Here is a 24654-nt window from a genome sequence, read left to right on the forward strand (position 1 = left end):
AAAACGCCGGCCCGTCTTCGCGCCCGCGTCGACTACTTGCTTGCTACCGGACGGACGACTGATCGATGTCCGTGACGGCATCGACCCCGACAGGGCCGCCGCCCAGCTCGGCAGCGATGCCCGAGAGGGTTTCCCACAGATACAGACCGTATGTGCCGTCGGCCCAGATCCGGTAGTAAGGCCTGCCCGCCCGGGCGCCCGGCATGACGGTGACGGCGACACCCGCCATCGAAGTCAGCACGACTGGCCGGGCTGCCAGATCGAGCGCGCCGAAATTGACATTGCAGGTTTGCAGCAACAGCTCGCTTACGGCGTCGCCGCACAGCACGAGCGCGACATCCTGATGAAGCACGGGATACACGTGCACGGGCGTGTCGAGGTGCGCCATCTTCGCGGAACTGCCTTGCGTGAGGCCGTCTTCGATCAGGTACTCGGACATGCCGAGCCGCAACACGACACCGCCGCCAGCGACGGGAGCCCAGCTGTTCGGCTGCTCCGGCACGGGAATGCCCTGGGCCTCGAGCCATGCCGCCGCGCCCTTGCCCTTGAAGCCGGCTCGCGCCAGCCACGACACATCGGCGATGCCGAGCGTTGCCGCGCGCGTGCTATCGGCGGCATCGACCTGTTCCTCGACGCGCATGTTCTCCCGCACACCCGATCGCAGACGCGGCGCCTTCCATGCGTCGCACACGGGACTCATCCGAAGTGGCGCGTTCATGCTGTCTCCTTCCTCGGCGCAGCCGGCTTTGTCGTTACGGCGTCTTTCTGACGCTCGCTCTCAGGGTCATAGAACGGTGTCGGCACGACGGTGGCGGGCACCATCCGGCCATCGCTCAAACGGAAGGCGATGCGCGTGCCGGGCTCGGCCTGCGCGGGACGCACGAACGCAAGGCCGATCGTCTTTTGCAGCGTCGCGCTCCACGCGACGCTCGTGACACGCCCCGCGATCTCGCCGCGATCGATCACGAGATGGCACTCGCGGAGACCGGTATCGCGTGCGCCCGCATCGAGCGCGAAGCCCACCAGACGCTGTTTGGCCGGCAACCTGTCGATAATCTGCAAGCTGCGCTTGCCGACGAAGAACGGCTTGTCCATCTTCACGGCCCATTCCATGCCGGCGTCGCGCGGCGTCGTCAGACCGTCGGTGTCCTGGCTCACGATCACGTGTCCCTTCTCGAGCCGCAGCAGACGTTGCGCTTCGACGCCGAACGCGCGGATGCCGTGTTCCTTGCCCGCTTCGAGCAGCGTGCGCCAGAGCGCCGCGCCGTACTCGGCGGGAATATGAATTTCGTAGCCCCATTCGCCGACGAAGCCCACTCGCATCAGACGCGCCGGCACGCGGTTCTGGCCGATTGCGACGCCCGTCACGCGCACGCCGAGGTACGGGAACGCCGCCGGCGACAGATCGAGATCGACGAGCTTGCCGAGCACCGCTCGCGAGAAAGGCCCCGCGAGGTTCACCGCCGCAAACGCGCCCGTCACGTTGACGATGCCGCAGTCGAGCTGCCAGATCGTGTTCAGGCGCGACAGCTCGCGATAGATGCCAGCCGCGCCCGACGTCGTGGTCGTGAAATAGAAGTGGTCGTCGGCGAGGCGCGCAATCACGCCGTCGTCGATCACGACACCGGACTCGTCGCACATCACCGCATAACGAGTCATGCCAGGCTTCAGGCCCGCATACTTCGACACGTACACGCGCTCGAGAAACTCGGCGGCCTGCGGTCCGCGCACTTCGATCTTGCCGAGCGTGCCCACATCGATGATGCCCACGCCGTTGCGCACGGCGAGCGCCTCTTCTTCGATGCAGGTCGCGCGATCCTTGCCCGCGACCGCGTAGTACTCCGGCCGCTGCCAGACGCCCGCCGGCATCCACACTGCGCCCAGCAACTGATGCTGCGCGTGCAGCGGCGTGCGCCGCTCCGGATTGAAGCCGCGTCCGGCAAGATGCGACATCGGCACGGGATGGAAGAACGGCCGCGCCGTCGTCGTGCCGACCTCCTGTGGCTCTTTCCCTGTCAGCCGCGCGAGGATGCGAAGGCCATTCATGTTCGAATGCTTGCCCTGGCTCGGCCCCATGCCGTTGGTCGAGAAGCGCTTCAGCAGCTCGATGTTGTCGAAGCCTTCCTGCACGGCATTTTCGAAGTCTTTCAGTTGCAGGTCTTCGTCGAAGTCGACGAAGTTCTTGCCGGATGTGTGACCCACGATCGGCCACGGATGCGACGGCGACTCGCGTTCGGCAAGACGCGCCGGCGCAGCGCCCGTGTTGCCTTCGCCGAAGCCGCAGTGCGCCGCGGCCTGCATGCCCGCGCGCGCGCCGTCACGCAGCTTGCTGTCGAGTGTGTACACGCCGTTGACGCGACCGCATGCGAACACGCCGGGCGGCAATTGCTCCGGCACGAACTGCTCGACAGCGCGGTCGAACTGCATCTTCGTGCCTGCCTGATACAGCAGATTCGCAGCGGGCGCCCAGCCGACGCTCATCAGCAACGTGTCGCATTCGATCAGACGCGTCGTCGCCGTCGAATAGCGCAAGCCGCTTTGCGTCGAGAATGCGCCGACGCGCACACCCGTCAGACGTGAGCCCGACCCGTCGGCGACGGCCTCGACGACGCAGCTCGATGCGAGTACGTCGACGCCCTTCGCGCGCAGATCGCGTTCGAGATCTTCGCTTGCATGCGATGCGCGCAGGTCCACCACGGCAATCACTTCGATGCCCCGCGCGTGCATGTCGAGCGCCGCGCGATAGCCGTCGGCGTTCGCCGTCAGCACCACGGCCCGCTTGCCGGGCGCGACGGCATAACGATAGACGAGCCGCTGCGCCGCCGAGGCCAGCATCACGCCGGGCACGTCGTTGTTGCGGAACACGGCGGGCTGCTCGAACGCGCCGCTTGCGACGATCACCGCTTTCGCGCGCATCTTCGTGATACGCGTCGCATCGACGAGCGGCACCCACAGGTCGGCGTAATACGCGGCTGCGAGCGTGCCCGTCATCACGCGGATGCGCGGATGGCCGAGCACGGACGCCTGCAACGCGCGGACCGTGTCGAAGCGCCCGTCGTCGCCGCCCAGCTGATAGCCGCCGCTGCCGCCAATGCGCGCATTCTCGTCGACGATGACCACGTCCGCGCCTTCCTCGGCCGCCGCGAGCGCCGCCGACAGACCCGATGGCCCGGCGCCGATCACCAGCACGTCGCAAAAGCCATAGCGCTTCGGCGTGCGGATATGCGGCGCGTTGAAGTCGACTGTCCCGAGGCCCGTCATCGCGCGGAACATGCGCTCCCAGCGCGGGAACCAGCGCTTGCTATGAAACGCCTTGTAGTAGAAGCCGACGGGCAGGAACGCGGCGAGCTTGCCGACGAGCCGTCCGCGATCGGCCTCCACGCCGCCGAACGTGTTGACGGAATGCCAGTTGCCGCCGGGCGTCAGCGCCGTTACGTCGGCACGCACGTTCAGCCGTGCGCCGTCCTGAAGCATCACGTTGACATCGTGATTGGCGAGCGAGAGCACGCCGCGCGGCCGGTGATACTTGAAGCTGCGGCCAAGCACATGCACGCCCGAAGCCCACAATGCGCTCGTGATCGTGTCGCCGACGAGGCCGCTGTAGTGCTTGCCTTCGTACGAGAAATCGACGCGCGTGTTGCGCTCGATCCATTCGCCGCGGTGAGGTGTCAGACGCATCATTCAGGCCTCCTCGCCGGCAAGCCACGTGCGCAGCACGAGATCTTTCGCCGTGTCGCGCTCGGCGATGAACCATGTGTTGCTCGGCGTGTGGCACCACCATTCGCGCTTTACGCCCGGTGCGCCGTTGCGGCAGAACACGTAGTCGGCCCATTGCGCGTCGCTCGCGTCCATCGGGTCGGGCATCGGGCGAAGCTCGCCCCAGTACGCGAATTCCGACACTGGGCGCGCGCCATTCACCGGACAGGTCATGATCTTCATCGTCAATCTCCAGGTCAGTGGCCAACGGAGGCCGCGCCTTTTTCGCCCGTCAGCGAGAAGCGGCGGAACCGGTCGAGCGAGAAGCCCTCGATCAGCGGATGGGTGGCATCGTTCGCGACGGTGTGTGACATCGTCTTGCCGCACACGGGCGTCGCCTTGAAGCCCCAGGTGCCCCAGCCCGCGTCCAGATAGAAGCCTTCGACGGGTGTCTTGCCCATGATGGGCGCGAAGTCGGGCGTCATGTCGGCCATGCCGGCCCATTGACGCATCACCTTCGCCTGCGACAGGAACGGGAACATCTCCAGCATGTGCGCCGTGAGCCCTTCGACGAAGTCGAGCGTGGAGCGGGTCGAGTGCAATTCGTACGGATCGAGCGACGCGCCCATCACGAGCTCGCCTCGCGCCGACTGGCTGATGTACACGTGCAGGCTGCCCGACACGAGAATGGGATCGAGCCATGGCTTGAGCGGCTCGCTCACCATCGCCTGCAGCGGATGGATGAAGATCGGCGTGCGGATACCGACCATGTCCGTCACGCGCGGCGTCGAACCCGCCACCGCGCACAGCACCTTGTTCGTCGAGATATAGCCGCGCGAGGTCTTCACGCCCTTGACCTTGCCGCCTGCCACGTCGATGCCGAGCACCTCGGTCTGCTGGTGGATCTCGACGCCGCGCTGGTCCGCACCGCGCCCGTAGCCCCAGGCGACGGCATCGTGCCGCGCGACGGCGCCCGGCGCGTGATACAGCGCGCCCAGGATGGGCGCGACGCCGCCGCACGAGATATCGATCATCGGCGCGGCCTTCCTCACCTCGTTCGGACCCACGACTTCCGAGTCCACCCCGTAGTGCTTGTTGACCTCGGCGCGCCAACGCATCGTGCGCATCGCCGAATCGGTATGGGCGAGCGTGTAGTGGCCGCGCGTCGAATAGAAAAGATTGAGATCGAAGTCCTGCGACAGGTCTTGCCACAGCTTCACCGACTCGTCGTAGAACTTCACGCCTTCGGGCGTCAGATAGTTCGAGCGGATGATCGTGGTGTTACGCCCGGTATTACCTCCTCCGATATACCCCTTCTCGAGCACGGCCACATTCGTGATGCCGTGCTCCTTCGCGAGATAGTACGCAGACGCGAGACCGTGGCCGCCCGCGCCGATGATCACAACGTCATATGAACGACGCAAAGTGTCGTGTCTCGTGAACATCCTCGGTTCCGGATGTTTCTTCGAGAGAGCGAAGCGGACGAGACGCCATGGCATAAAACGCTCCTTTGTGCTGCCCCACCGGGGCGGCTCTGCGACCTGTACGTTTGAAGGAAACTGTGCGGCTACCGCAGCACGATGGTCTTGTTGCCGTGGATCAGCACGCGATCCTCGAGGTGATAACGCAAGCCTCGCGCCAATACGGCTTTCTCGATGTCCCGGCCAAGGCGCACGAGATCATCCGGCCTGTCCGAGTGACGCACGCGAATCACGTCCTGCTCGATGATCGGCCCCTGGTCCAGCTCTTCCGTCACGTAGTGGCAGGTGGCACCCGTCAGCTTCACGCCGCGGCTATACGCCTGGTGATAAGGCTTCGCGCCGACGAAGCTCGGCAGGAACGAATGATGGATGTTGATGATTCGCCCCGGATAGGCGGCGCACAGCTTCGGCGAAAGAACCTGCATGTAGCGCGCGAGCACCATCGTGTCGGCGCGCGCGTCCTCGAACAGACGCTGCACTTCGTCATACGCCCGGGACTTGTTGTCGGGCGTGACGGGCACGCAATGAAACGGAATGCCGTGCCACTCGACGAAGCTGCGCCATGTTTCGTGGTTCGAGATCACGCACGGAATCTCGATGTCGAGCTCGCCCGCTTTCCAGCGCGCGAACAGGTCGTACAGACAGTGCTCCAGCTTCGACACGAGGATCACGACCCGCTTCTTCACGGAGTTGTCCGAGACCTTCCAGTCCATCTCGAACTCTTTCGCGATGTGGGCAAAGCGCTCGCGAAAGCCGCCGATACCGAATGGCAGCGACTCGGCGGCAATCTCGTGACGCATGAAAAAGCGCTGCTCGATCTCGTCGGCGTGATGGGTGGCCTCGACGATCCACCCGCGATGCTCGGCAAGGAACGTGCTTACGGCAGACACGATGCCGATGCGATCGGGGCAGGAAAGCGTCAGCGTGAAACGGTGCGTATTGGTGGACATGGTGTGTGCGTCGTCGATTCGAAGAGGAACCATTGAGCACAACAGTAGCCAGGCGAAATTCAAGTGTCAACGACAATCAACTTTTTTTCCTGTCAGGAAACACCCGTACTTCTTTTCTACCTCACCGGGGGTACTGCGCGGCGCCTATCACCGGATGGACGGCGGATGACCGTCTATTTTTTCCAAATACGCTTTGCATTCCGAATTAAAAATAGCGCGCACAAAACGATATGGGATAACGCGGACCTCCGTCCCGATGGGACGGCTGCAAGCGGCTCGCGCGCGAACGTGCGAGCAGTTGTCGTCAGCGCGGATCAGACGGGGAAATGCAGGCTCAGGTGTCCAGTTCCGGCGACTGGCCGTACATGATCACCGTGATGAAGCGGATCGGCAGCTTGATCAGGCGCTCGGGTCCGTGCGCGACCGAGCCGCGAAAGGTCAGCGCGTCGCCCGGCTGCAGCAGATAGCTGCGATTGCCGTGGCGATATTCCATTTTGCCTTGCAGCATATAGATGAACTCAGTGCCGGGATGCTCGAAGGTCGGAAACACCTCGGCTTCATCGTCCATCGTGATGAGGAACGGCTCGAACAGCTTGACGGGCCCCTGGTCATAGGCGAGCAGATGATAGGTGTGTCCCTTCGTGGTCCCGCGCCGCACGACCTCCATGCCTTTGCCGGCTTTCACATGCTGCGCATTGCCCTCGCGATGCTCGAAGTTCTTGAACAGGGCGGAAATCGAAATGCCCAACGCGCGCGCAAGGCTGACGATCGAATCGAGGCTGGTCGATACCTGTCCATTTTCGATCTTCGACACCATGCTGCGCGACAGACCGCTTTGCTCCGCAAGGTCGGCAATCGTCAGCCCCTGGTTCGTACGGTGCTCCTTGACGACCTTGCCCAGGAAAGACTCGATCGACCTTCCGTCGACGACATCTTCCAGTTGGCTGCTGGGCAAATCGGACGCTGACTCGCTTTTCATCGCTCGGCTCTGCACGTGACTATCGGCTATGGGTAATCGGATTGCGACCGCGCTCTTCGGGCGGCCGCAGTGCGAATAGTACCAGTGGACGGCAATGACGAGGACTAGCCGGCAGATGGGTTCAGCGAGGCCCGTTCATGCGTGTGGCGGATTGCGCCGCGCGAGGTGCTCGTGATGCCATACGACGGCTTCAACCCGCGAATGCAGATCGAGCTTATGCAGCAGGTGCTTGACGTGCACCTTGACGGTTCCCACGCTGATATCGAGCTTGCGGGCAATCTCCTTGTTGCATAGCCCTTCGACGAGATAATCGAGCACCTCCTGCTCGCGCGCCGACAGTCCTGACTCGTTGGCGTGCAAAGGCTGCCCGGCCGACAGTGCATGAAACAGCCTGCCCGTTACGGCCTCGCTGAGTACAGCCGTGCCTTGCAGCGCCTTCTGCAAGTTAACGCACAATTCTTCCGGCTCCATGTCCTTGAGCAGATAACCGCTCGCGCCCGCGCGCAACGCGGCGACGACATCGCGTTCGTTGTCCGACACCGTCAACATCAGGAAGCGGGCGTCGACGCCGTGCTGCCGCATCATGTCGAGCGTCTCGATTCCGCTCATTTCCGGCATGTTGAGATCGATCAGAACGACGTCGGGCTTGAGCCGAACGGCCAGATCGACGCCCACGCGCCCCGACGATGCCTCGCCAACCACGCGAAACGCCGGGTTCATCTGAATCAGCTGCGCGACTCCCTTGCGAAACAGCGCATGATCGTCGATCAGCAGTACGGTGTTGACAGGCTCCACGTTCTATTCCTCATACCTGAATCGGCCCCAGATGCTGCAAATACCGCGCCGATACCGACAATTTCATCATAGGTCAAACGCGTTGATGCAACGCGTCACGCAGCTTGCGGATAAGTCATCACGGGATATTCGCGGCGAGGCGGAAACACGCGCCAGGCACCGTCGTCATGCCGGAAGAAAACAATGGCCACAGAGCATGCCGGGCGCGCGACCTCGATACAGACATATCGGCGGTTGCCATCTCGTGTGCGGCTGAAGCGGGTCACGCGAACGGGTGTTGCCGGCGTCGGCGACAGCCATTTCTCGACGAGGTTACGTAAAGAGTGTTGATGGGTGTTCATGATCTCCGCCCTATCGCCCGTTCATGATTGCTATTTTCTTCTCGCCCGATGCATCCTGTGCGGCGCGATCAGGCCGCCATCTTCAGCAGGTCGACCGAGAGACCAAACTGGCGCGCGATCGACTGAAGCCGCTCGTGCCATTCCCATTTGCCGAACACATCGTGCACGTTCTGCAGACAACTGAGCAATTCGATCGTCGTGGGATCGTAGACATTGATGTGGGCACGCAGCAGTGCCTTCCTGAGCGCCGCGACGCCGACGTCCATGTATGCGGGTCTCGCGTCGGGCGACTGTTCGCCGATATAGCGGACGGGCACCCCTTCCATCGCCGTCATGTAATCGCGAGGCTTGATGAAGCTGCCGACGGGACATCCTCCACAATAGCCGCGATAGGCACCGCCGCCGTGCGGCAGCAATGCGGTACGGCCCTGGCAGAAGAGATGCTCGACTGCCCGGTCGAAGATTTGCTGATGGGTCAGAAAATTGCGGCTTTCCATGATGCTGCTCCGCTGCAAGGTTTCGATGATTCGTGTCTGTAGTATGGCCCGTCGACAGCGCCTTGCAATCCGCCAGAGGGGGCTCCCCCTCCGTGGGTATCCGGTTCGATCAATGGAGGAAAGCCAGACGGATTGCGCGGGACCAACGACAGGTCGTGCTGCTCGTGTTCGGTCAACTCGCCGGACACTGCGGCCGCGCGGGGCATCCATTCATGGAGGAGGACCGCCGCGATCAGATCATCTGCTACCCACCTGGCGGTATCTCCACATGGGGGTTGCCACGCGCTTGCCTGAAACTGACACTGTGAGCCGACGAAGCACCTATCTCTGCTCGGCCCGGTACGGTTCCAAATGAAACGATCTGACACGCGAAATCTCGTCGAGGATGTCGGGACGGAATGCGACGCTCTGGCTGCGCTGGCGCTATACGACCACAGCATCCAATGCGGGCATAGAAAAATCGCTCTGCTCCGGTATATGGACGCGAGAGATCTGGCAGCACCGCTTACGGAACGGCACCATGCTTACGCGTGGACTGTTGCAAAGTCGCTGGGCATGGACGCGATGAAATCCATTGCAAGGCAGGCTGTCGAGCGGAGCCGGCAACGGCGGGATGCCGCGACGAAACGAATGCGATAGGGAAGAACGCGATCGCACTTGGCACGATTTCAGGTGCTGGTACGCGTCATGGATTGGTACGCAGGCTGTGACGTTTGCGTCAAGGCGACGAACTTGCGAACGCCGGCGGCTTAATGGGTATCCGAGGGTCATCGTCATCTGCCGTTGGAGATGGGCTGTCTCCGCAACGGTCGGTCAGGGTGGCGATGTTTGAGGCCTCGACTTGTTCAGGAAGTCGAGGTCATTTTTTTGTGTGCTGCTTTCGGGTGTTACTGGCCTGCTTCTTCGGGGGACACGAAAGCCGCATCCGAAAGACAGTCTGCACGAGGCAAAGATGACATCGCGTCCTGTAGATTCGCGATGAGGCTGCCCATTGCCGGATCTTCGCGTCGCATGCGCGATCCATCCGTCGAATTCAGTTCAGCCCTCCATCGAGCGGCAATCTCGACTTCTATCACGTGAATTCCGCTGGCTGGCAAGCCATAGCGTTGAGCAGCGAATGCATCCGCGATGTTGCCGTTCACCACCCACGAACGGCGATGAGCCTCGACTGTTCTGGTCAACGCAGAAACGAGTCGCCTGTCACACGAGCGCCCGCCGTTCGTCCCGACATTGCAGTCAGACACAGCGGGCGAGTCACGATAGGGAGAGAGCCATGCACTCGCATGCGATACGAGCAGCAGGACGTTGTCGTGCATGCGCCTCAATCGTAGAAGTTCAGCAATGAGCGCGGTATGAAATGGCCGCCAGTAAGCGGAGACACGGCGGCCGACTTCAGCTTCCGTGGGCTCGGAACCGGGCGGATACAGCGCTTCGCCGCTTGAGGTTTGCGTCCGGCACAGCGACCCGTAGACAAGGGACTTCGGCAGTTGACCGACGTCGCTCGCAACGTTGAGGTCGATAGCGCATGGATGATACACGGCCGAGATGCAAGATACAGCGTTCGATTTAGCTGCCCTTTGAAGCTGCACGCCGGCAGGATCGGCGAGTCGCCCATTGACGGAAACCCACGCGGGATATTCAAGCAGTTCAGCGGGTACGATGGAACCCGTATGAGGGGTGGCCATCAGTACCGGCGAGTCGGTACGCAATAGATGCTCGTAAGCGAGGCCATGCATTTGCTTACCCTCGTGCGTGAAGTCGGAGAACTCAGGACGGTGGCATGGATTCGCGCGCCTGATGCGAATATCAGCAACTGGACTTTATGTGCTGTCTGGCACGCCGCTTCTCCGCAAGCCGTAATCACCGTCAAAGGATTGAGAAAAAATACAACGTCCCGCAGCGAATCCAAATACCCACTCCGGAGTACTCGACGCCACTGTTCAACAAGAAAGCGAATGATCTGTATCGTCAACGCGGACGATACGAAGTATCGGGAGTCGCGTAAGCATACGGATGCACCGCGCTCGGCACGGTTGGATAGCCATACAGGCGGTCTGGTGGTGTGCCCGGTGCGGGGCGCAGAATGGTGACGGCACGCTTCGTTGCATCCGGCGGCGTGAACACATTGCTGACAGTCGTCATGCGATAGGGAAAGTCCGGCACAAACTCGTTCTCCGCTTCGCGCTTTCTCGCATTGGTGACCATAACAAAATCTGGTGTTCCCGATTTTGCCATCGCCGCGAAACCGATAAAGCTGCTATCGCGAACATCATCCAGTACGACAGGTGGCCGCTCGTCTTCGGCGCCATAAGAGAGCCTGACGTTGCGCATCTTCAAGCCTTGCACGTGACGGGCGTAAAGACCATACGCGGGAAGAACTCCGTACATGCTGGGCTCCGGATATTCACGCGGCGCCTCGGGGATGTTGTACGGATCGTCCGTCCAGCCGCCTTTCCCGTCCCTCGCTTCAGGGTCCCAGCCGATGCGCGGCAGCAACGCCTCATTGTGATCAGCTGACTGCTCCACGGCGTCCCGCATCTTCAGGCCGCCCCTGAATCCGACACTCACGTTCTGGATGCTCACGTTGCGCACGGGATGATCGACCAGGCCCGTGATGATGATCGGAAAGCGTGGATCTGAATCGGTGATCTTCACGTTACTGATCGCAACGTTTTCCAATGTCGCGAACGGCGCGCCGACTGCATTCGCGTACAGAGGATCACGAGGTCGAACCGACGCGGCGTTCAATTGCGTCGGAGCAGCCTGATTCACGACTGCGAAATGGCTCCCGCCTTCACCGGACACAATCTGGTTGCGATTGTATGACGGGATATAGCGCACGGCTGGATGGGTTCCGTAAGCAGGTCTGTTTGGCAGAACCCATTCGCGATCGTCGAGGCGCACCGTGTCGACAGGCGCTAACGATTCATCGGCGCTGTTCCCGGTGACAGGACTGCGGCCGCGGTCGCCGAGTATGATGAATATCGGCGCGCTCGTAACATGCGTCATCGTCACGTCTGTGAATATGACGTTCTTTAGCGCCGCTCCATCGACCGACTCCAGCGCGAAACCTCTTGAGCGATCGAATCTGATATGACGAACAGTCACTGTATCGAACCCGGTTGTACTTTCCGTGCCCAGCTTGATTCGACCTGTTGGCCCATCAGGCGGTCCTGATTGCTGGACGCTGTAAGTCCTGTCCAGCACCGAGCCCGTGTCATAGCCGCTTACCGTGCAGTTTTCGATCAGCACGTTACGTGTCGGTGCATATCGGCCTAACGCAAACGTGCCCTTGAGCACGACCGCGTCGTCATTGAGGGTGTTGAACGTCGAGTTTCTGATCGTGACATCCTGCGATGCATCGATGTCGATACCATCCCGATTGCTGTCGACAAGAATACCGTCAACGGTCCAATTCCTGACACCTGTTCCGAGAATGGCGAAATGACCGCCGTATTTGATCCTGAAATCGCGGAAGACGACGTCCGCGGCATTCTTCAGCGCGATGGCCTTGTTGGCGCCACCGGGTTTGCCGGCAGCCGTGCGCGCGGTCACTTCGGCAACATCAGAACTCGTCAGGACCTTCACGGTCTTGCCGTCCGGCCCGAGGTAGCTGCCGTTTATCAGCCCCGGCCCTGAAATCATGATGTGCTTTACGCTATCGCCGACAATCAGGCTGTTCGCCCAGTGACTGTGGCCCTCATCCTGAAGCCCGACGTATGGATTCGGCTCGGGTGCGTCATAGAAGCCGCCGTCCTCTCCTGCTCCCGTCCCCGGTATGGCCGCGCGCAAAACGGAATGCGTCGACTCGAAGTGCAACGCGACGTTGCTGGCCAGATGGATCGTGTAGGTTTTGAACACGCCCGCTGGAATGACGACCGTGCCTCCGACACGAGCGGCTGTCACAATGGCCTTATTGATCGCGGCCTGATTGGCGAGCGCGGGACCATTCGACATCGCGCCGAATTTCGTGATGTTGAAGAACGGACCTTTTGCCGCGGGCGTCCCCTGCACATGGCTTCCCGTAGCCAGAGGTATGTGACCGCCTGGCCCATTCCGATACTGCCCTGCCGTGGAGTTGGAAATGCCGCCAAACAGGGCACTGACGGCCAGCGTCGCACAAACGGTGAAGCAGCCAGATCTCACTAGCTGGCGAGGTCCCTCTTTCACGCGTGTCTCCACGAGACGCAGCGGCGAAGACCGCAAGCGCGTTTATCGCGTGTTGTTGCTTGTGCCGCATCCAGTGTTCAGGCCACGGCAATTTTGATGAACGCGTGCCCTCTTTGCGAAGCTTGTCCGGGCCGCCCCTGGCGGATGACACGGACGCGGGCCTGACAAGCGGGCCTCATAAACGCGCCTATCTGACGTCCCCCGTATCTGATTCGCCTGACTGTCTCACCTTTCGCTCCAGTCTCATATAGGCGCCCGCCGCGACGACGCCAAACACAATGTGCGCAAGAACATTCGCCCAGTTCCGTGCCTCTGCGAACCAGGGGAAGAACCGCGTCATGCCGTAGAAATTGATCAGATAAATGCCGAGGCCAAACGCGAGGCCCGCGAGCGACGCCATCGCCAGGCTGGAGTCCAGGCTGAATGACGCGATGATCACACTCAGGATCACCGCAAACAGCACGGCCAGCGCGAAATGCACGACCAATGCCGCGACGACGATGCCGACGGGAAGCGCCTCGGCGGATTGCATCGCACCGCGGCCCAGTATGATTGCCGCGATCATGTGAGGCGGCACCCTTGGGTCCTGCTCTGTCACGACGGCCATCAGAAAGGCGCCCAACAGCAGAAATACCGCGCCAGCGATCGCGCCTGCCCAGACGGCCGCCCGCCAGTCCGGCATGCGATGCGTGAAATGATGAGAATGGAGATGAAGTTCCATAACGGTCTCCCTGACGGTCAGCCATCGGTTGATGTCATCTGCGCCGGTCAATGGCGTAGAGGTCGACATTCAGGCTATGTCAGCCGAATTGGGCAGCCACGCGAGACTTACCGGCCCGTTGCAATTTGTACGCGCCAAACTTACCGGTCGGAAGGCGCAACAGGAACGGGCGTGGCCGCAATCGGCAACGTCGACACCCTGGCTGTCCATGCTTCCCACTTGGCAGGTCTTATGCCTGCGCCGACGGTGCTCCCGCTCGCAGTGGATCGCCCGGATCAGAAGCTACTCTCGTCCCACCGCGCGTCGCGCACCTGCACGATACCGGCCTCGACGCGCACCGGAAACACCGCGACGTCTTCATAGGCCGGCGGCGCAAGCACCCTGCCCGTCTTGATGCAGAAACGCGCGCCATGACGCGGACACACGACCACGTCTTCCTCTACCTCACCGCCAGTCAGAATGCCCCCGTCGTGCGTGCAGACATCCTCAATCGCGTAACAGGTGCCATCCAGGTTGAACACCGCCACCTGTGCGCCGTCCACGTCGACACTGCGCACCGAACCCGGCGGGAAATCGGTCAGCGCCGCGACATCGACCCAGTCTGACATGTCAAAGCATCCCCAGCTGCAAACGCGCGGCGTCGGACATCCGCTCTTTCGTCCACGGCGGGTCCCACACCAGTTCCACTCGTACACCGTTCACGCCTGCGACGGAATACACGGCGTCCTCGACCGTCGCGGGAAACGTCTGCGCAACGGGACAACCCGGCGCAGTCAGCGTCATGCGGATCGCCACGTCGCCTGCCTTGTCGTCCACGTTCAGGTCATACACCAGCCCGAGATCGTAGATGTTGACGGGAATTTCCGGGTCGAACACCGTACGCAACGCTTCGATCACGCGCACGCGCAGACCTCCGTTGCCGGGTCCGGGCGCGTCGTCATCCCGTTTCAACCAGTCGAATCCACTCATGTCACTCGCCTCGCTACTCGCTGCATCATTCCGTCGATATCGTGCCGTGCTCGTCGTGCAAAGCCGCGTGCAGCGTATGCCATGCGAGCGTCGCGCACTTCACGCGCGCTGGAAACTCGCGCACGCCGGAAAGCGCCGCGAGCTTGCCGAGCCCTGCTTCATTTTGCGTCGGCGCGTCCGCCGGCATCGTCACCATGTCGTGGAACGAGCCGAAGAGCGCCTCGATTTCCTGCTCGCTGCGGCCCTTCAGCGACTCCGTCATCAGCGAAGCCGACGCAATCGCGATCGCACAACCCGTGCCCTCGAATCCCGCGTCCTTCACGACACCGTCTTCAATGCGCAGATACAGCGTGATACGGTCTCCGCACAGCGGGTTGTATCCTTCCGCCCTGTGATTCGCATTGGCCAGTGCATGACAGTTTCGCGGCCGTCGGTAGTGGTCGAAAATGACTTCCTGATAGAGATCGCGCAGACTGCTCATTGTCCAAACACCTCGTGCACACGCGCTATTCCTTCGACCAGCGCGTCGACGTCGGACCGCGTGTTGTACAGCGCAAACGAAGCGCGCACGGTTGCTGGCACGCCATAGCGCTGCATGACGGGCATCGCGCAATGATGGCCCGCGCGCACAGCGACGCCGTGATGATCGAGGATCGTGCCGACGTCGTGCGCGTGCACCCGGTCGAGCACGAACGACACGATCGCCGCCTTTTCATGCGCGGTGCCAATCAGCCTCAGATGCGGGATGGCGCGCATCGCATCCGTCGCATACGCGAGCAGGTCGGCCTCATGTGCGCTGATCGCATCGGCGCCGATTGTGCCCACATAATCGAGCGCCACCGCAAGCGCGATCGCACCGCAGATGTTCGGCGTGCCTGCCTCGAATTTCCATGGAATGGCGTTGTAATCGGTCTTCTCGAATGTCACCGAGCGAATCATGTCGCCACCGCCTTGCCACGGCGGCATCGCTTCCAGCTTGTCCGCGCGCGCGTATAGCGCGCCGATTCCCGTCGGCCCATACACCTTGTGCCCTGAAAACGCGTAGAAATCGCAATCGAGCGCCCGCACGTCGACGGCCAGATGTGCGATCGCTTGCGCACCGTCGACCAGCACCGGCACGCCGCGCGCATGCGCGATTTCGATCAATCGCGCAACCGGGTTGATGGTGCCCAGCGCGTTCGATACATGCGCGATCGACACCAGGCGCGTGCGCTCGCCAATCATCCGCGCGTAGGCATCGACATCGAGCGCGCCGCTGTCGTCGATCGGCACGACCTTCAGCACCGCGCCCGTCTGCTCGCACAGGAGTTGCCACGGCACGATGTTCGAGTGATGCTCCATTGCGCTGATGACGATCTCGTCACCAGGCTTCGCGAGCGGACGCAGATAGCTTTGCGCGACGAGGTTGATCGCCTCCGTCGTGCCGCGGACGTACACGATTTCCTCTGCCCTTGCCGCGTTGATAAAGCGGGCGATCCGCGCACGTGCGGCTTCGTAGGCGTCGGTGGCGCACTGCGACAGGTGATGCACGCCGCGATGCACGTTGGCGTTCATGTGCTCGTAATAGGCGCGTTCCGCATCGATCACGACGGAAGGTTTCTGGGTTGTCGCCCCGTTGTCGAGATAGACCAGCGGCGCGTCGCGCACACGTTCGCGCAGAATCGGAAAATCGCTTCGCCAGCGCGCGACGGTATCCGTGTCGGGGATGCACACAGGTTCGAACGGCTTCATATCAGCCCCCGCATATGCTCGCCTTCCGGCACGCGTGTCAGAAGCAGTTTCTTCAGTCTGCTGCGCACTGCGCCGATATTCACCCGCTCCACGCTATCGCGCGCAAACCCCCATACGAGCAAAGCCCGCGCAATGCGTTCGTCGATGCCGCACGAGCGCAGATAGAACAACTGGTTTTCGTCGAGCTGACCGACGGTCGCGCCATGCGTGCATTTCACGTCGTCGGCGTGAATTTCCAGTTGCGGCTTCGTGTCTATTTGCGCGTCACGCGAGAGCAGGAGGTTGTAGTTCGCCTGATGCGTGTCGGTTCGCTGCGCGTCCTTACGCACGATTACGTTGCCGTTGAATACGCCATGTGATGCGCCGTCGAGCACCCCACGGTAGTATTCGCGGCTCGTGCCATCCGGCTTCTCGTGGTCGATGCGCGTGTGATGATCGACATGCTGCCGCGCGCCCACGAAATACAGGCCGTTCAGTTCGGCGTATGCATCGACATCCCGGAGCGCTGTGTCGATCTCCGTGCGTGATAGCGCACCGCCAAGCGCGAAAGAATGTGACGTAAAGCGGCTTGCACGCTGCTGCGTGACGCCGACGCGCGCGATGTGAAAGGCGCTGCGCGCTTCCTGCTGGACGCGGCAATGCTGGACGTTCGCCTCGTCGCCGGCCACGATCTTCGTTACCGTGTTGAGGAGATACGCATCGTCTGCGATGCCTGCGAACTGCTCGACAACCGAGCAGCGCGAGCGCGCGTCGGCCAGTATCGCGTTGAAGGGATGCATCGCGAGGCCGGCTTCGTCGGTCAGGAAAAGCATGACGAGCGGCGTCTCGATCGTGCAGTCGGGTGGCAGCAGGAGTACGTATCCGTCACTCAGCAATGCCGTATTCAACGCCGCAAAGCCATCATGCGGCGGCGGCTGTTCGACGACTGCCCGCAGCCGCTCCGGCACCTCGCGGATCGCGCGTGTCAGACTGCCGACGAATGCGCCCTCCGGCAACGCCGGCATGCGCGACAGTCTCGGCATATGGCGGCCGTTGACGAACACGAGCCGGCCCACCTCCTTGTCGGGCACGAGATCGTCGACAATGCCGGAAACATCCAGGTGGTCACTGTGCGGCGAAGTGAAATGCCACGGCCGCTTCGCGATGGTGGCCACATTCGTGTACTTCCAGTCTTCGAGCTGCGTCGTGGGAAAGCCAAGCTCTTCGAACTGCTCGAACGCATGGCGCCGTGCGCTGCGCAGCCAGCGGAGTTCCGCGCCGGGCAGTGTCCTCGACAGGGTCTCGAATGCTTGATGGAGGTACTCGAGCGTCGTCTCACTCATTTGACGTCTGCTCCTCGCGATATCACGTGTGACCACCTCGCGTCAGTGCGCGCCAGGCGACCCGGAATGCGGCTCAGCCGGCGCATCTGCATCGAGCCAGCCGTAACCCTTGCGTTCCAGTTCAACTGCCAGCTCGCGGGTCCCGGATTTCGCAATGCGTCCGTGCGAAAGCACGTGCACATAGTCGGGCACGATGTACTCGAGCAGACGCTGATAATGCGTGACCAGCACGATTGCGCGATCCGCGCTGCGCATCTGGTTGACGCCCCGCGCCACGACCTGCAGCGCGTCGATATCGAGGCCCGAATCGGTCTCGTCGAGAATCGCGAGGCGCGGCTCCAGTACCGCCATTTGCAGGATTTCGTTGCGCTTCTTCTCGCCCCCCGAAAATCCTTCGTTGACGGCGCGATACAGCAAGCTCTCGTCCATCTGCATGAGCGACATCTTCTCCTTGACCGCCTGCAGGAATTCCATAGCGTCCATTTCGGACTCGCCGCGATGCTTGCGCTGTTCATTCAACGCGGCCTTCAGCAGGTACACGTTGCTTACGCCCGGTATTTCGACGGGATACTGAAACGCGAGAAAAAGCCCTTGCCGCGCGCGATCTTCTGGCGCAAGCGCGAGCAGATCATGACCCGCGTACTGCACGCTGCCGCCCGTCACGCAGTAATGCGCATGACCCGCCAACACGTGCGCAAGCGTGCTTTTTCCCGAACCGTTCGGGCCCATGATCGCGTGTACCTCGCCCGCGTTCACGCGCAGATCCACTCCGCGCAAAATCGGCTTGCCTTCCACTTCAACGCTCAGATTGCTGATTTCAAGCATGATCTTTGCACCATCAGCCTGTGCTGCCTTCCAGACTCACGCCAAGCAGCTTTTGTGCTTCCACCGCGAACTCCATCGGCAGTTCCTTGAAGACTTCCTTGCAAAAGCCGTTGACGATCATCGACACCGCATCCTCTTCCGACAGGCCGCGCTGTCGGCAGTAGAAGAGCTGGTCCTCGCCGATGCGCGACGTCGATGCCTCGTGTTCGACCTTCGCAGTCGGGTTCTTCACCTCGATATACGGAAACGTGAGGGCACTGCATCGATCGCCAAGCAGCAGCGAATCGCACTGCGTGTAGTTGCGGGCGTCCTCAGCCGAGCGGGCGACTTTCACGAGCCCGCGATAGGCGTTGCTGCCATGTCCCGCAGAAATGCCCTTCGACAAGATCGTGCTGCGTGTGTTTCGGCCCAGATGCGTCATCTTCGTTCCCGTGTCGGCCTGCTGATAGTTGTTGGTGAGCGCCACCGAATAGAACTCGCCGACCGCGTTATCGCCTTGCAGAATTACGCTTGGGTATTTCCACGTAATCGCCGAGCCCGTTTCGACTTGCGTCCATGAAATCTTCGAGTCTGCTTCACGGCAATCGCCGCGCTTGGTCACGAAGTTGTAGATTCCACCACGCCCGTGCGCATCGCCCGGATACCAGTTCTGCACCGTCGAATAGCGGATCTGCGCACCCTCCAGCGCGACCAGCTCAACCACCGCCGCGTGCAGCTGGTTTTCGTCGCGCATCGGCGCGGTACAGCCTTCCAGGTAACTGACGTATGCGCCCTTGTCCGCGATGATCAGCGTCCGCTCGAACTGTCCCGTGTTCTGCGCGTTGATGCGAAAGTACGTGGACAGTTCGACCGGGCAATGCACGCCCGGCGGGATGTAGCAAAACGATCCGTCACTGAACACGGCAGAGTTCAGCGCAGCGAAGAAGTTGTCGGTGTGTGGCACTACCGAGCCGAGATATTGCCGCACGAGTTCAGGATGAGTCTGCACCGCCTCCGAGAACGAACAGAACACGATGCCGAGCGCGCCGAGCTTCTCGCGGAATGTCGTCGCGACCGACACGCTGTCGAACACCGCATCCACTGCGACACCTGCGAGAATCTCGCGCTCCTTCAGCGGCACGCCAAGTTTCTCGTACGTGCGAAGCAACTCGGGATCGACCTCGTCGAGGCTCTTCGGGCGATCCTTCGGAGCAACAGGCGCCGAATAGTAGGCAATGTCCTGATAATCGATCGGCGGATGCTCGACGGTGGCCCAGTGCGGCTCGCTCATCGTCAGCCAGTGACGATAGGCCGCGAGCCGCCATTCGAGCATGAAATCGGGTTCGTTCTTCTTTTCTGAAATCAGCCGGATGACGTCCTCGGACACGCCGCGCGGCAACGTATCGGACAGCACATCCGTCACGAACCCATGCTTGTATTCGCGCCGGATCAGATCATCGATTCTGGACGTGGTCGAACTCATGCATGCCCTCCTTCATCGTTGCTGGGGCCGGATGACTGTCCGGTGTGGCGAGCCTGAAACCGCACGCGTGCGATCGATTTCCGTATGCCCCAACGGCAACAGGCCGCGCGTGCGAATCGCGCCGATATCGATCTCGCTAAGCGTCGGACCGGCCATATCGGCGAGCGACACCAGGCTTAGCGCTTCGAATATCAGCCGGTTGACCCGCTGCCAGTTTGCGCGTGCGCTGCATACTGCCTCCTGCGTGCATAGCCCCGGCAACGCGCTGCATTCGGTCATCCCGAACGGCCCGTCGACGACGGCGATCACATCGGACAGCGCGATCCGCTGCGGCGGCAGAGCGAGCTGATATCCGCCGCTCACCCCTCGCACTGACGCCAGCACACCACCGCGCGCGAGCATCTTCATCAATTTCGACACGGTCGGGGCCGGGATGCCCGTGGCTTGTGCGAGGCTGCCGGCACTCTTCACGGCGTCCGCATCACGTGCCATCGCGATCATGATCACCGTCGCATAGTCGGCAAGCTTGCTCATCCGCAGCATGGATGTCCCTCCCCGAATTCACCGCATCGAATCCGTACCCAATCAGTCCTGATTCATAGATGAGGCTAGCACTCTGTTGTCCTTAAAAAAAGAAAGACATCACTACGTGTAGACGTTCTACGCATGCGGTCGCGTTAGGGCTGGTCGGGGCCAGGACGTAGATATTTCCACTTTGCAAGGTGGCGGCCAATCACGTTCGATTCGCTGCTAGAGCGCGGCGACAGGTACCCGCATGCGATTGCTGCTTATGACAGGAGTCCCCTGGCAAGCTCTCGCCGCAACTGGGTCGCGAATTCCAGACGGGACGCCGCGCTGATCTCCCGGCCGATCTCGACGCGCTGATTGCTCTCGCACAGGTACACGGAAACATCCGTACCGTGGCCGCTATCCACGATCACGCGCAGCCAGCCTGGGCGCATCCGGTACACGCGATGCATCGCGCCATCGTCTGCCTCGATCACGAGCGTCAGCGAGTCGAGCGTCACCGTCTCGCCATCGGTCGCATGGCGCGCGTAGCAGACGAACGATGACGCCACGGCAGCGGCGCATAAGGCAGCGAATGGCAACACCAGCCACAGCTGCAAAAAAATGCCGAAGAACACGGCCGTCGCGGCCACAAGCCCGATCAGCGCACCAATGGCGCCCGCGGATTGCCGGGGAGATAGCGCACAGTTGCGCCTTAAGCGCCATTGGCATTCACGATGGCAGCCATCGCCGGGGCCGCCGCTTGGGCCACTCGCGCTGCGCCAGTCTGCATACATCTGTTACTTCACCTTTTGCTTCCTTGCTGCGCACGTCGACGGATCAAGCCGCGCGACGCGACGTGCAATCGCGGTTGTGCAATAACCATTCCCCAGTGCGTCCGCAACGGCAACGGCGAGCTGCAACGGCCTCACTCATGCCCTCACGGCATCACTGCGAGGCACATCGCATGCAAGTGCGAAGTATTGGCCCATCTCCCGGAGTGTGTGTCAATGAATCGCGCGACACCGACACCTGTTCATCCCCATCACGAACATGCCGGCCCGCCCGAGGGCGTGCTGCGCTGGCTCCTGACGACCAATCACAAGGACATCGGCACGTTGTACCTGACGTTCTCGTTTCTGATGTTCCTCATTGGCGGTGTCTTTGCGCTGCTGATACGTTCGGAGCTATTCGAGCCCGGACTGCAGATCATGCGACCCGAGTTCTTTAACCAGCTCACGGGGCTTCACGGTCTCGTCATGATTTTTGGCGCGATCATGCCGGCATTCGTCGGATTCGCAAACTGGTTGCTGCCGCTGCAGCTCGGCGCATCCGACATGGCGTTCGCGCGCCTCAACAACTTCAGCTTCTGGCTTCTGGTCGCGGGCGCGCTGCTGCTGGTCGGATCATTCCTCGCGCCGGGCGGCGCAATGGCGGCCGGCTGGACCATGTACGCGCCGCTGTCCGTCCAGCAGGGTCCCGCCATGGATCTGACCATCTTCGCCGTCCACATCATGGGCGCTTCGTCGATCATGGGCGCGATCAATATCATCGTGACGATCCTCAACCTGCGTGCGCCGGGCATGATCATCATGAAGCTGCCGCTGTTCGCATGGATGTGGCTGATCACGGCTTATCTGCTGATTGCAGTGATGCCCGTGCTCGCGGGCGACGTCACGATGCTGCTGTTCGATCGACATTTCGGCACGTCGTTCTTCAACCCCGCAGGTGGCGGCGACCCGGTGATCTACATCCACATCTTCTGGTTCTTTGGTCACCCCGAGGTGTACATCATGATCCTGCCGGCGTTCGGGATCATTTCGCACGTCATTCCAGCTTTCTCGCGAAAGCCGCTGTTCGGCTACAGCTCGATGGTGTATGCGGGCGCCGCTATCGCAATCCTGTCGTTTCTCGTCTGGGCCCACCATATGTTCACCATCGGCATGAGCGTGACAGGACAACTCTTTTTCATGTACGCAACCATGCTGATCGCGGTGCCCACGGGCGTGAAGGTGTTCAACTGGACGGCCACCATGTGGCGCGGCGCGATTACCTACGAAACGCCGATGCTGTTCGCCATCGGTTTCATCTTTGTCTTCACGATGGGCGGCTTTACGGGCCTGATGCTGGCGATGGCTCCCCTCGACATCCAGTACCACGGCACGTATTTCATCGTGGCCCACTTCCATTACGTGCTGGTGGCGGGGTCGCTGTTCGCGCTATTCGCGGGCTGGTATTTCTGGTCGCCGAAATGGACCGGGTGGATGTACAGCGAGACGCGCGGCAAGCTCCATTTCTGGCTTACGATGATTGCGTTCAATTTGACGTTCTTTCCGATGCATTTCCTGGGGCTCGCCGGCATGCCGCGGCGGTATGCCGACTATCCGGCGCAATTCACAGACTGGAATCAGGTTTCGACAATCGGTGCATTCATCTTCGGCCTGTCGCAGGTCTATTTTCTGTTCGCGGTGGCGCTGCCCGTGTATCGCGGAGGCGGCGACCTGAAACGTGCAGATGCGAAACCGTGGGACGGTGCCGCTGGGCTCGAATGGACTGTCCCTGCGCCCGCGCCTTATCACACGTTCGAGACTCCGCCAGTGGTCCAGTAGGCGGACGACGGTGCCCCGACAATATCCACACATGAAGAATGCGGCCGATAAGGTCCGCTTTTCCGCGGCACAGACGGATTTCAGCAAGTCCTGTGAGCTGGGTCCGTTCGCGAATGGAACCTTCACGAACCGTATGTGAGCGATAAGGACGCTTGCACGCAACATCAGGAGGAGGAACGTATGCCGATCAGTGACACAGCGGGCGTGCCGTCCTGTGACGGTGCGTTGCTAACCGACCTGTACGAACTCACCATGCTGCAGGCTTATTTCGAGCGTGGCATGAACGGGCTTGCGGTGTTCGAACTATTCGTCCGGACGCTACCGCCGCAGCGCAATTTTCTCGTCGCGGCAGGGCTGGAACAGGCCATTGGATATCTGACCGCTCTGCATCTGCGCGACGATGAGCGCGACTGGCTGCATCGAAGCGGGCGTTTTACCCCGGCATTCATCGCATCGCTTGCCGATCTGCACTTCACTGGCGACGTCCTGGCCATGCCCGAAGGTACAGTGTGCTTTCCGAACGAGCCCTTGCTCCAGATTGCCGCGCCGCTGCGCGAGGCTCAACTGGTGGAGAGCCGGCTGCTCAATCTGCTGCATTACCAGACGCTCGTTGCCAGCAAGGCTGCCCGTTGTGTGCAGGCTGCGGCGGACAAGCCCGTGATCGATTTCGGCCTGCGGCGGGCGCATGGAGCAGAAGCGGCCTTGCTCTCGGCGCGCGCCAGCTATCTGGCGGGATTTGCCGGCACTGCAACCGTATCGGCGAACGTCTCCTTCGGCATCCCGTTGTTCGGCACCATGGCGCATTCGTTCATTCAGGTGCATGACGATGAACTGGATGCGTTCGAGGCATTCGCGCGTGCCCAGGCAAACAATACGCTGCTGATCGATACATACGATACGGAAGCCGCCGCCAGCAAGGTGGTCGCGCTCGCCCACCGGCTCAGGACAGATGGGATCGAAATCCGCGGGGTTCGAATCGACAGTGGCGACCTTGGGGAGCACGCGCGGCGCGTGCGCGCCATTCTGGATGCGGGCGGGCTGCGGCAGACGCAGATATTTGCAAGCGGAAATCTGGATGAATACCGGCTGGAAGCACTGCAACAGCAAGGCGCACCCATCGATGGTTATGGCGTGGGCACGCATGTGGGCACATCGGCTGACGCACCGTACCTGGACTGTGTCTACAAGCTGCAGGAATATGCCGGTCGGGCACGTCGCAAACGCTCGGAGCACAAAGCCACGTGGCCGGGCCGAAAGCAGGTATATCGGTACGTCGATGAAAGCGGCCGCCTGCTGCACGATGTGCTCACCCTTGCAACGGATCAACAGGATGGCGTGGCGCTGCTCAGCCCCGTCATCCAGGCGGGGCAGCGCATCCAGCCACCCGTACCGCTCGATCAGGCTCGCGTCTATTGCAAAGCTCAGATTGAAGCGCTGCCGGCGGCGCTGCGCGCGATGAACGGCACAAGGCCATACGCCGTCACCGTTGCCGAGCCGCTGCGCGCGCTGACACGTGAGGTGGACAGATCGACGATGCCCGCGACTGCCGCCAATCGCTAACCGGCTGTGGAAGGCAGCGAGCCGGATATAGTACGGCGC

General features: G+C 61.7%; 23 protein-coding genes. 2 read left to right on the forward strand and 21 right to left on the reverse strand.

Going from position 1 to position 24654, the window contains the following annotated elements:
• Window positions 1-43: 43 nt before the first annotated feature.
• The 21 genes from BMW76_RS15200 to BMW76_RS15305 all read right to left on the reverse strand — a co-directional run bounded on the left by BMW76_RS15200 (window position 44) and on the right by BMW76_RS15305 (window position 21243).
• Window positions 44-718: a hypothetical protein gene (locus BMW76_RS15200; RefSeq protein ID WP_090866306.1), complete on the reverse strand. Its 675-nt coding sequence runs from the start codon at window positions 716-718 to the stop codon at window positions 44-46.
• On the reverse strand, window positions 715-3681 hold the full coding sequence (locus BMW76_RS15205; protein ID WP_245763238.1) for a glycine cleavage T C-terminal barrel domain-containing protein: 2967 nt from the start codon (window positions 3679-3681) through the stop codon (window positions 715-717). The genes BMW76_RS15200 and BMW76_RS15205 overlap by 4 nt, the downstream gene beginning before the upstream one ends.
• Window positions 3682-3939, reverse strand: coding sequence for a sarcosine oxidase subunit delta (locus BMW76_RS15210; RefSeq protein ID WP_090866308.1), 258 nt, complete (start codon window positions 3937-3939; stop codon window positions 3682-3684). It abuts the gene before it with no gap.
• Between the two features lie 14 nt (window positions 3940-3953).
• Window positions 3954-5141: an FAD-dependent oxidoreductase gene (locus BMW76_RS15215; RefSeq protein ID WP_245763239.1), complete on the reverse strand. Its 1188-nt coding sequence runs from the start codon at window positions 5139-5141 to the stop codon at window positions 3954-3956.
• Window positions 5142-5263: 122 nt separating this feature from the next.
• On the reverse strand, window positions 5264-6127 hold the full coding sequence (gene purU / locus BMW76_RS15220; RefSeq protein ID WP_090866313.1) for a formyltetrahydrofolate deformylase: 864 nt from the start codon (window positions 6125-6127) through the stop codon (window positions 5264-5266).
• 334 nt (window positions 6128-6461) lie between these two features.
• A complete protein-coding gene (locus BMW76_RS15225; protein ID WP_090866315.1) occupies window positions 6462-7106 on the reverse strand; it encodes a helix-turn-helix domain-containing protein in 645 nt (214 codons plus the stop codon).
• A gap of 135 nt (window positions 7107-7241) precedes the next feature.
• Window positions 7242-7901 carry a two-component system response regulator NarL gene (gene narL, locus BMW76_RS15230; RefSeq protein ID WP_090866317.1) on the reverse strand — a complete coding sequence of 220 codons (660 nt, stop codon included), beginning with the start codon at window positions 7899-7901 and terminating at the stop codon, window positions 7242-7244.
• 95 nt (window positions 7902-7996) lie between these two features.
• Window positions 7997-8242 (reverse strand): hypothetical protein, encoded by a 246-nt coding sequence (locus BMW76_RS15235; protein ID WP_090866319.1) that lies wholly within the window; start codon window positions 8240-8242, stop codon window positions 7997-7999.
• Between the two features lie 68 nt (window positions 8243-8310).
• Window positions 8311-8739 carry a hypothetical protein gene (locus tag BMW76_RS15240; RefSeq protein WP_090866321.1) on the reverse strand — a complete coding sequence of 143 codons (429 nt, stop codon included), beginning with the start codon at window positions 8737-8739 and terminating at the stop codon, window positions 8311-8313.
• A gap of 887 nt (window positions 8740-9626) precedes the next feature.
• A complete protein-coding gene (locus BMW76_RS15250; RefSeq protein WP_090866327.1) occupies window positions 9627-10475 on the reverse strand; it encodes an N-formylglutamate amidohydrolase in 849 nt (282 codons plus the stop codon).
• A 232-nt stretch (window positions 10476-10707) separates the two neighbouring features.
• On the reverse strand, window positions 10708-12909 hold the full coding sequence (locus BMW76_RS15255) for a glycoside hydrolase family 28 protein (protein ID WP_143062264.1): 2202 nt from the start codon (window positions 12907-12909) through the stop codon (window positions 10708-10710).
• A 187-nt stretch (window positions 12910-13096) separates the two neighbouring features.
• Window positions 13097-13699, reverse strand: a complete 603-nt coding sequence (locus tag BMW76_RS15260; protein WP_407668961.1) for a hypothetical protein — start codon at window positions 13697-13699, stop codon at window positions 13097-13099.
• Window positions 13700-13905: 206 nt separating this feature from the next.
• Complete coding sequence (locus tag BMW76_RS15265) at window positions 13906-14238, reverse strand: non-heme iron oxygenase ferredoxin subunit (protein WP_090866333.1); 333 nt, start codon at window positions 14236-14238, stop codon at window positions 13906-13908.
• Between the two features lies 1 nt (window position 14239).
• Window positions 14240-14599, reverse strand: a complete 360-nt coding sequence (locus tag BMW76_RS15270; RefSeq protein ID WP_090866336.1) for an SUF system Fe-S cluster assembly protein — start codon at window positions 14597-14599, stop codon at window positions 14240-14242.
• Between the two features lie 25 nt (window positions 14600-14624).
• Entirely contained in the window at window positions 14625-15080 is a 456-nt protein-coding gene (gene sufU / locus BMW76_RS15275) for a Fe-S cluster assembly sulfur transfer protein SufU (RefSeq protein ID WP_090866338.1), read from the reverse strand.
• Window positions 15077-16330: a cysteine desulfurase gene (locus BMW76_RS15280; RefSeq protein WP_090866340.1), complete on the reverse strand. Its 1254-nt coding sequence runs from the start codon at window positions 16328-16330 to the stop codon at window positions 15077-15079. Before BMW76_RS15280 ends, sufU begins: the two co-directional genes overlap by 4 nt.
• A complete protein-coding gene (gene sufD, locus BMW76_RS15285; protein ID WP_090866342.1) occupies window positions 16327-17652 on the reverse strand; it encodes a Fe-S cluster assembly protein SufD in 1326 nt (441 codons plus the stop codon). Before sufD ends, BMW76_RS15280 begins: the two co-directional genes overlap by 4 nt.
• A gap of 42 nt (window positions 17653-17694) precedes the next feature.
• Window positions 17695-18477, reverse strand: a complete 783-nt coding sequence (gene sufC / locus BMW76_RS15290) for a Fe-S cluster assembly ATPase SufC (protein ID WP_090866345.1) — start codon at window positions 18475-18477, stop codon at window positions 17695-17697.
• Between the two features lie 13 nt (window positions 18478-18490).
• Window positions 18491-19939, reverse strand: a complete 1449-nt coding sequence (gene sufB, locus BMW76_RS15295; RefSeq protein WP_090866347.1) for a Fe-S cluster assembly protein SufB — start codon at window positions 19937-19939, stop codon at window positions 18491-18493.
• Between the two features lie 12 nt (window positions 19940-19951).
• A complete protein-coding gene (locus tag BMW76_RS15300) occupies window positions 19952-20482 on the reverse strand; it encodes an SUF system Fe-S cluster assembly regulator (protein ID WP_090866349.1) in 531 nt (176 codons plus the stop codon).
• Window positions 20483-20727: 245 nt separating this feature from the next.
• On the reverse strand, window positions 20728-21243 hold the full coding sequence (locus BMW76_RS15305; RefSeq protein WP_090866351.1) for a DUF2244 domain-containing protein: 516 nt from the start codon (window positions 21241-21243) through the stop codon (window positions 20728-20730).
• A 213-nt stretch (window positions 21244-21456) separates the two neighbouring features.
• On the opposite strand from BMW76_RS15305, the gene ctaD reads away from it, so the two are divergent.
• Both ctaD and BMW76_RS15315 read left to right on the forward strand, forming a co-directional pair.
• Complete coding sequence (ctaD, locus tag BMW76_RS15310; RefSeq protein ID WP_090866352.1) at window positions 21457-23055, forward strand: cytochrome c oxidase subunit I; 1599 nt, start codon at window positions 21457-21459, stop codon at window positions 23053-23055.
• Window positions 23056-23235: 180 nt separating this feature from the next.
• Complete coding sequence (locus BMW76_RS15315; RefSeq protein WP_090866354.1) at window positions 23236-24615, forward strand: nicotinate phosphoribosyltransferase; 1380 nt, start codon at window positions 23236-23238, stop codon at window positions 24613-24615.
• Window positions 24616-24654: the final 39 nt, after the last annotated feature.

Origin of the sequence: Paraburkholderia diazotrophica (assembly GCF_900108945.1) — a bacterium.
GTDB lineage: Bacteria > Pseudomonadota > Gammaproteobacteria > Burkholderiales > Burkholderiaceae > Paraburkholderia > Paraburkholderia diazotrophica.

What these genes read in the sequence shown, in the direction of transcription:
- BMW76_RS15200 (WP_090866306.1), bottom strand. Translation starts at nt 718, where the DNA reads ATGAACGCGCCACTTCGGATGAGTCCCGTGTGCGACGCATGGAAGGCG.
- BMW76_RS15205 (WP_245763238.1), bottom strand. Translation starts at nt 3,681, where the DNA reads ATGATGCGTCTGACACCTCACCGCGGCGAATGGATCGAGCGCAACACG.
- BMW76_RS15210 (WP_090866308.1), bottom strand. Translation starts at nt 3,939, where the DNA reads ATGAAGATCATGACCTGTCCGGTGAATGGCGCGCGCCCAGTGTCGGAA.
- BMW76_RS15215 (WP_245763239.1), bottom strand. Translation starts at nt 5,141, where the DNA reads ATGTTCACGAGACACGACACTTTGCGTCGTTCATATGACGTTGTGATC.
- purU (WP_090866313.1), bottom strand. Translation starts at nt 6,127, where the DNA reads ATGTCCACCAATACGCACCGTTTCACGCTGACGCTTTCCTGCCCCGAT.
- BMW76_RS15225 (WP_090866315.1), bottom strand. Translation starts at nt 7,106, where the DNA reads ATGAAAAGCGAGTCAGCGTCCGATTTGCCCAGCAGCCAACTGGAAGAT.
- BMW76_RS15235 (WP_090866319.1), bottom strand. Translation starts at nt 8,242, where the DNA reads ATGAACACCCATCAACACTCTTTACGTAACCTCGTCGAGAAATGGCTG.
- BMW76_RS15240 (WP_090866321.1), bottom strand. Translation starts at nt 8,739, where the DNA reads ATGGAAAGCCGCAATTTTCTGACCCATCAGCAAATCTTCGACCGGGCA.
- BMW76_RS15250 (WP_090866327.1), bottom strand. Translation starts at nt 10,475, where the DNA reads ATGCATGGCCTCGCTTACGAGCATCTATTGCGTACCGACTCGCCGGTA.
- BMW76_RS15260 (WP_407668961.1), bottom strand. Translation starts at nt 13,699, where the DNA reads ATGTCGACCTCTACGCCATTGACCGGCGCAGATGACATCAACCGATGG.
- BMW76_RS15265 (WP_090866333.1), bottom strand. Translation starts at nt 14,238, where the DNA reads ATGTCAGACTGGGTCGATGTCGCGGCGCTGACCGATTTCCCGCCGGGT.
- BMW76_RS15270 (WP_090866336.1), bottom strand. Translation starts at nt 14,599, where the DNA reads ATGAGTGGATTCGACTGGTTGAAACGGGATGACGACGCGCCCGGACCC.
- sufU (WP_090866338.1), bottom strand. Translation starts at nt 15,080, where the DNA reads ATGAGCAGTCTGCGCGATCTCTATCAGGAAGTCATTTTCGACCACTAC.
- BMW76_RS15280 (WP_090866340.1), bottom strand. Translation starts at nt 16,330, where the DNA reads ATGAAGCCGTTCGAACCTGTGTGCATCCCCGACACGGATACCGTCGCG.
- sufD (WP_090866342.1), bottom strand. Translation starts at nt 17,652, where the DNA reads ATGAGTGAGACGACGCTCGAGTACCTCCATCAAGCATTCGAGACCCTG.
- sufC (WP_090866345.1), bottom strand. Translation starts at nt 18,477, where the DNA reads ATGCTTGAAATCAGCAATCTGAGCGTTGAAGTGGAAGGCAAGCCGATT.
- sufB (WP_090866347.1), bottom strand. Translation starts at nt 19,939, where the DNA reads ATGAGTTCGACCACGTCCAGAATCGATGATCTGATCCGGCGCGAATAC.
- BMW76_RS15300 (WP_090866349.1), bottom strand. Translation starts at nt 20,482, where the DNA reads ATGCTGCGGATGAGCAAGCTTGCCGACTATGCGACGGTGATCATGATC.
- BMW76_RS15305 (WP_090866351.1), bottom strand. Translation starts at nt 21,243, where the DNA reads ATGTATGCAGACTGGCGCAGCGCGAGTGGCCCAAGCGGCGGCCCCGGC.
- ctaD (WP_090866352.1), top strand. Translation starts at nt 21,457, where the DNA reads ATGAATCGCGCGACACCGACACCTGTTCATCCCCATCACGAACATGCC.
- BMW76_RS15315 (WP_090866354.1), top strand. Translation starts at nt 23,236, where the DNA reads ATGCCGATCAGTGACACAGCGGGCGTGCCGTCCTGTGACGGTGCGTTG.